This is a genomic window from Sphingomonas panaciterrae (assembly GCF_036890205.1).
GTDB lineage: Bacteria > Pseudomonadota > Alphaproteobacteria > Sphingomonadales > Sphingomonadaceae > Sphingomonas > Sphingomonas panaciterrae.
On the sequence record NZ_JAKNQR010000027.1, the window covers coordinates 1 to 5,794 of the forward strand.

General features: G+C 68.3%; 5 protein-coding genes. All 5 read right to left on the reverse strand.

All coding sequences use genetic code 11. The features are described from left to right. Positions 1-130 precede the first annotated feature (130 nt). Positions 131-1,036 (reverse strand): LysR family transcriptional regulator, encoded by a 906-nt coding sequence (locus L8F96_RS18405; RefSeq protein ID WP_334657008.1) that lies wholly within the window; start codon positions 1,034-1,036, stop codon positions 131-133. A 63-nt stretch (positions 1,037-1,099) separates the two neighbouring features. Next, complete coding sequence (locus L8F96_RS18410; protein WP_069319804.1) at positions 1,100-1,459, reverse strand: RidA family protein; 360 nt, start codon at positions 1,457-1,459, stop codon at positions 1,100-1,102. Between the two features lie 11 nt (positions 1,460-1,470). Next, a complete protein-coding gene (locus tag L8F96_RS18415; RefSeq protein ID WP_334657009.1) occupies positions 1,471-2,739 on the reverse strand; it encodes an FAD-dependent oxidoreductase in 1,269 nt (422 codons plus the stop codon). A gap of 59 nt (positions 2,740-2,798) precedes the next feature. After that, positions 2,799-4,103 carry a dicarboxylate/amino acid:cation symporter gene (locus tag L8F96_RS18420; protein ID WP_334657010.1) on the reverse strand — a complete coding sequence of 435 codons (1,305 nt, stop codon included), beginning with the start codon at positions 4,101-4,103 and terminating at the stop codon, positions 2,799-2,801. Then, a complete protein-coding gene (locus L8F96_RS18425; RefSeq protein ID WP_334657011.1) occupies positions 4,103-5,752 on the reverse strand; it encodes an N-acyl-D-amino-acid deacylase family protein in 1,650 nt (549 codons plus the stop codon). The genes L8F96_RS18420 and L8F96_RS18425 overlap by 1 nt, the downstream gene beginning before the upstream one ends. Positions 5,753-5,794 lie beyond the last annotated feature (42 nt).

Consider the following 5,794-nt stretch of genomic DNA (forward strand, 5'->3'; position numbering starts at 1 on the left):
GGCCATTCGTTCATGCGCCGGAGCCCGGCAGCTAAGCGCCCCACTTGCAGACGTTCGCGGCTGCTGGCGATCTTCCCGGAAGCGGACATGAACTCTTCGAACAGGGCGCCCTTCGCGAGGCGACAGGCTGCTACGCGGCCGCAGGAACGTCCCGGTCGTCGGACAGCGCCTCTTTGAAGTGACTGACGAACTCGCTCGAGACGGCCGAGATCGGGCGATCCTCGAGGTGGACGCATCCGATGTTGAAGCGGACAGCGGGCTCGAGCGGCAGAAAACCCATGTCGAGGGTCACGCTGGCCCGGGCGGTGAATTCATCGACGATGGTCACACCGGCCCCGTAGCGGGCCAGCGCCGCGGCGACATAGAAGGTTTGGGCGGAGACGACCTCCCGGATGACGACGTTCTGGCGCTTCAGCTCCGCGTCGAGAAGGTCGCCGATCGGACCGCTGCTCGCCAGCCCGATCACGTCGCTACCGTCCAGCCGCGAAAGCGGGAACCTGGACCCTGGCGCCGAGAAAGCCTTGCGTTCGAACAGCACCGCCAGCTCGGCCTGGCCCAGCGGAATGCAGGTCATGCGCGAGTGGGCCGGCGGGTTGTAGGCGATGGCCAGATCGGATTCGCGCTCGTAGAGCGAACGAAACAGATCGTCGTGGTGAAGAGTCTGAACGTCGAACGTGACGCCCCGATGGCGGGCACGGAACCGGGCGATCGCCCGGGGCGCGACGCTGAGCCCCAGCGACGGGACGACTGCCAGCCGGATGTGCCCGCCACCGTGGGTGCGGATGTTCTTGGCGGTCTGTTGCAGCGAGCGCAGCCGTTCGAACGCCTCGTCCACCTCGCGGAACAAAGCATGGCCCTCGTCGGTCGGCACGAGCCGGCCGCGGACCAGCGCGAACAGCTTGAAGCCGAGCTGGTCTTCGGCATGGTGCAGCACCTTGCTGACCGAGGGCTGCGAGACCTGAAGGGTCCGCGCCGCCGCGCTGATCGAACCGCTGACGTAGACGGCGTGAAAAACTTCGATCTGACGGACGCGCATCGCATGCCTCCTAAGAAAGGGGACGCGGCCTGCCAAGCTGGGGCAAACCGCATCCCCGTCGAGCTACGGAAGCCAGGCGACCGCCTCGATCTCGACATCGCCGGCGACGAGCCCCGAGATCACCGTCGAGCGCGCCGGATAGGGCTCGGAAAAAACCTCGCGATAGGTCTGGTTGAAGCCGTCCATGTAGCGCCCGTCGGTCAGCCAGGCGTTCACCTTGACGACGTGCTCGATCGTCGCACCGGCGGTGGCGAGCGCCGCCGCGAGGTTGGCGAGCGACTGGCGAGTCTGCACGGTGATGTCACCGGCGACGATCGCGCCGTCGGCGCCGCGCGGCAGCTGGCCCGAGACGAACAGGAGATTGCCGGCACGGCGCACTTTGCTCAGCGGCGGCCCTGCAAGGGGCGGCGTCTCTGTGCTCATATTGCTTCCTTTCAGTCCTGGTGGTGGATCAGCGATGCGGCACGTTCCGCCGCGCCCATTGCGAATGTCCAGCCCAGCATGCCGTGGCCGATGTTCAGCAGCAGCTCGGGCCGCGGCCGCGAGATGATCGGCAGCGAGGACGGCGACATTGGCCGCAGCCCGGCCCATTCGCTCTCCAGCGCATCGTAGGCCGCGGCCTGCGGCAGGGACGTGCGGGCCATTCGGACGAGCGCGCGCAGCGGCTGGTGGTGGAGCGACGGATCCCAGACGCCAAGCTCGGCAAGGCCTGCGACGCGCATCCGTCCGGCGAGCGGGCAGAACACGACCTTACGGGCGGTGTCGGTGATGCTGACCCGCGGCGCCGCGTCGCCGCATCGCGCGGTGAACGAATAGCCCTTCATCGGCCAGACCGGCACCCGGATGCCCGCCTTGCGCAGCCAGCGCGGCGCGGCGATCCCGAGGCAGACGGCAAGCTTTTTGCCGATGATCGTCGCACCCGTCGCATCGCTGATGCGGGCGGTGCCGCGATCGATCTCGAGCCGATCGACATGACATCCGAAGCGCGCCTCGACGCCATAGTCCCGGATGAGGATGTCGAGCAGCCCCGAGGCGAAGCGGAACGGGTCGCCGACCTCGTCCTCGGGGGAGTAGATGACTCCTGCGATGCCGGTCGCGGTGGCCAAGGCCGGTTCGATCGCAATGGCCTCCTCCGCCGTCAGCGCGGCCTGGACGGCGCCGTGCCGGCGCTTCAACTCCATCACCTCGCCTGCGGCGCGGAAGGCCGAGTGGTCGTAGAAGAGGTGCATCTTGCCTGGAGCCGCATGGCCGAAGTCGAACGGATGCCGTTCGGTCAGCGCGTGCATCGCGAGGCGCGACTCAAGCGCGAGCGCGAGCCCGGCCCTGGTGTTGCGGCTGAAGCGCTCGCCGGTGCAGTTGCGCAGGAAGCGCAGCCCCCATTGGAAGAACGCCGGGTCGATCGTCGCCTGGATGCGGAAGGACGGATCGCCGCCGAGCACCAGCATGGGCAGCTTCTTCAGCATCGCCGGACTGCCCAGCGCATCGGTGTAGGCGTAGCTGAGCTGCGCCCCGTTGGCGTAGGACGTGCCGCGCGCAGGCCCCTCGGCGCGATCGACGATCGCCACCTTGAGCCCACGTCGGGCGAGTGCGTAGGCCGTCGTCACGCCGACCACACCGGCGCCGAGCACGATCGCATCGAACCGGCCGGAGAGCTCATTTTCGGCGGGACGCGCGCGACCGCGCCGCTGGTGCAGCTTGAACATCATTGCCTCTTCACATCTGGGTTCGGATGCGCCTTACGGAACGCGCCGGTCGCCTCAGGTCATTCTGGTGCCGTCGACCGCGCGCCGCCCATGATGGCAAGATCGATCTCGCCTTCAGAGCGCGCCACCATCGCCGCGACGGCCAGGTCGCTGGTGACGTTCGGGATGGTGCGGATCATGTCGAGCGGGCGGTCGAACGGCAGGATGAAGCCGACCAGCAGCGCCGTCTGCTCGGCGCTGATGCCGACGCCGGTCAGGACCGCCGCCAGCAGGAACAGCGAGGCCGAGGGGATCGGCGCCGTCCCCATCGCGATCGCGACGATGCTGACGAGGAGGACGAGGTAATCGGCAGGCCCGATCGGGACGCCGAAGGCCTGCACCGCGAACATCGACAGGAAGGCGATGTACATCGCCGAGCCGTCCATTCCGATGGTGGCGCCGAGCGGGAGCACCGTCGATGCGACCGGCGTGCCGATCCCCAGATTTTTCTCGGCGACCGACATCGCGACCGGCAGCGCCGCCGAGCTCGACGCCGTCGAGAAGCCGACCAGGATCGCCTCGCTCGAGCCGCGGAAGAAGCGCCCGATTGGGAGGCGCGCGCCGAAGCGGACGAGGCCGCCGTGGACGAGCAGGGTCTGGATGGCGGAGCCGAGGATCACGCACGCGCCGAGCCAGAAGATGCTGGTGAAGGCGCCGAGGCCGTTGGTGCCGACGACCGACGCAATCAGCGCGAAGACTCCGAACGGCGCCACTTCCATGACGATCTGGACCAGGCGCAGCATGACGGCGGTGGCGCCGTCGAACAGCTGGGCGACGATCGTCGCTCGCTCGCCGGCGGAAATGATGCCGATGCCGACGAGCATTCCGAAGAAGATGATCGACAGCATCTCGCCTTCGGCCAGCGCGCGGATCGGGTTGAGTGGCACGATGCCGAGAAAGATGTCGCCGAGCGCCGGCGTCGCCATCATTGTGGCGCTTGTGCCCCCGGCGAGCGCGACGCCGGCGCCAGGCTGGATCCAGGTGCCGATGCCAAGGCCGATCGCGACCGCGACCGTGACCATCAGGACGTAGAGGCCGAGCGTCTTCAGGCCGATCGAGCCGAGCCGGCGCGGATCGCCCAGCGCCGCGATGCCCGAGACGATGATCACGAAGACGAGCGGCGCGACCAGCATGCGGATCAGGCGGACGAACAGGTCGCCCAGCCATTTCAGTTGGCCGGCGTCCTCGCCGAGCAGGCTGCCGACCGCCACCCCGGCGACCAGCGCCAGCACGGTCCGCTTCCACAGGCTCACGTCGAACCAATAGCGGCGGAGCTTTCCGGCCAAGGGGGCGGGCGCGGTGGCCGCAAGGGCCGCATCGGACATCAGGAGCAGCTTCCCGCCGTCGGCACGTGCCTGAGCCCCCGTCCCGCTGCGGCGCCGGTCGGCTTGCCGTGCTCGACGGCGAGGGTGCCGTTGACGAGCAGAGTCTGAACGCCCTCAGTCAGCACTTCCGGATGGACATAGTCGGCGCGCGGCCGATAGCTCTTCGGGTCGAACACCACGACGTCGGCGAAATAGCCGCCGCGCAGGTGACCGCGACGATCGAGCTTGAACGTGTCGGCGGTGCGCCCGGTGCTGCTGTTGATGAATTCGGCGATCGAGATTGTCTGCTCTTTCAGCACGTATTTCGCGTATTTCTGCGGGAAGGTCGCGTACATCCGCGGGTGGCCGTGCGAGCCGTCCGAGCTCGTCATCACCCAAGGCTGCTGCATCAGCAGCTTGATGTCGCTCTCGGCCATGTTGAACGAGACGACGGAGCTGCCGCGATCGGTCTCGCGGATGATGCGCAGTGCCGCATCGATCGGCTCGACATTCCATCCGCGCGCGACCTCGCCGAGGCGCTTCGCCGTCCAAGGGTGGCCGGGAGCGGTCAGCAGCAGCGAGTCCGGCCCGCCGCGGCGGCGCAGATTCTCGCGCATCTCGGCCCTGATCTTGGCGAGGGTCTGCGGATCCTCGAAGCGTTTCAGCATCGGCGCGCGTCCGCCGTCCACCGCCCACCGCGGCAGCAGCGACGCCTCGAGGCCCGAGCCGGAGGCTTCCCAGGGATATTGATCGGCGGTGACGGCGAGCCCTTCGGACCGGGCTTTCCTGATCGCCGCGATCAGCTCGGGCGCCTTGCCGTGGACGTCGACGCCGAGCGCCTTGAAGTGCGCGAAATGGACCGGCATGCCGGCGGCGCGGCCGATCTCGATCCCTTCCCTGGTCGAATCGACCACGCCGATCGTGTAGGAGGATTCGTCGCGCTGGTGGGTGTCGTAGACCCCGCCGCGCATGGCGGCCTCCCGCGCGATCGCGATGACCTCGTCGATCTTCGCAAAGCTCTGCGGCGCGTAGAACAGCCCGGTGGAGAAGCCCAGCGCGCCCTCGCACATGCCTTTCGCGACAAGGCCCTTCATTCTGGCCAACTCGTGCGCCGCCGGAGCGCGGTCGTCGTCGCCGATGACGGCGCGGCGGATCGCGCCGAAGCCGACATAAGCGGCGACGTTGATGCCGAAAGAGTTCCGCTCGAGACCGTCGAACAATCCGGCGATGTCGACCTTGCCGCCGGGCTGGCCGTGGCCGTCCACCCCGGTGAAGATCGTCGTCACCCCCTGCATCATCCACGGCAGGTTGAGGCGGGTGGTCGCATCGGTGCCGGCGAGGAACGTGTCGGCATGGGTATGCGGATCGATGAAGCCCGGAGCGACGATCAGGCCGCGCGCGTCGATCATCTTTCTGGCAGTGTACGGGTTCGACGCAGAGGCGCCGACGTAGACGATCCTGTCGCCCGTGACGACGACGTCGCCGACCACCGGCGTCGCGGATGCGCCGTCGTAGATCGTGCCGCCGCGGATCACCAGATCGGCGCTGCGCGGCGTGCCCCGCGCGAACGCCGGCTGGACCGGGGACAGCGCGATCATCGCCATCGCCCAGACGAGGGTGCTCGGCAGCATCGGGCCGCATTTGCGGCAGGTCGTGGACAAACGGGTCATTGGTCGGTCTCCCGAGGGCTTGTTGATCAGCCGGCGCGGCGG

What these genes read in the sequence shown, in the direction of transcription:
- L8F96_RS18420 (WP_334657010.1), bottom strand. Translation starts at nt 4,103, where the DNA reads ATGTCCGATGCGGCCCTTGCGGCCACCGCGCCCGCCCCCTTGGCCGGA.
- L8F96_RS18405 (WP_334657008.1), bottom strand. Translation starts at nt 1,036, where the DNA reads ATGCGCGTCCGTCAGATCGAAGTTTTTCACGCCGTCTACGTCAGCGGT.
- L8F96_RS18425 (WP_334657011.1), bottom strand. Translation starts at nt 5,752, where the DNA reads ATGACCCGTTTGTCCACGACCTGCCGCAAATGCGGCCCGATGCTGCCG.
- L8F96_RS18410 (WP_069319804.1), bottom strand. Translation starts at nt 1,459, where the DNA reads ATGAGCACAGAGACGCCGCCCCTTGCAGGGCCGCCGCTGAGCAAAGTG.
- L8F96_RS18415 (WP_334657009.1), bottom strand. Translation starts at nt 2,739, where the DNA reads ATGTTCAAGCTGCACCAGCGGCGCGGTCGCGCGCGTCCCGCCGAAAAT.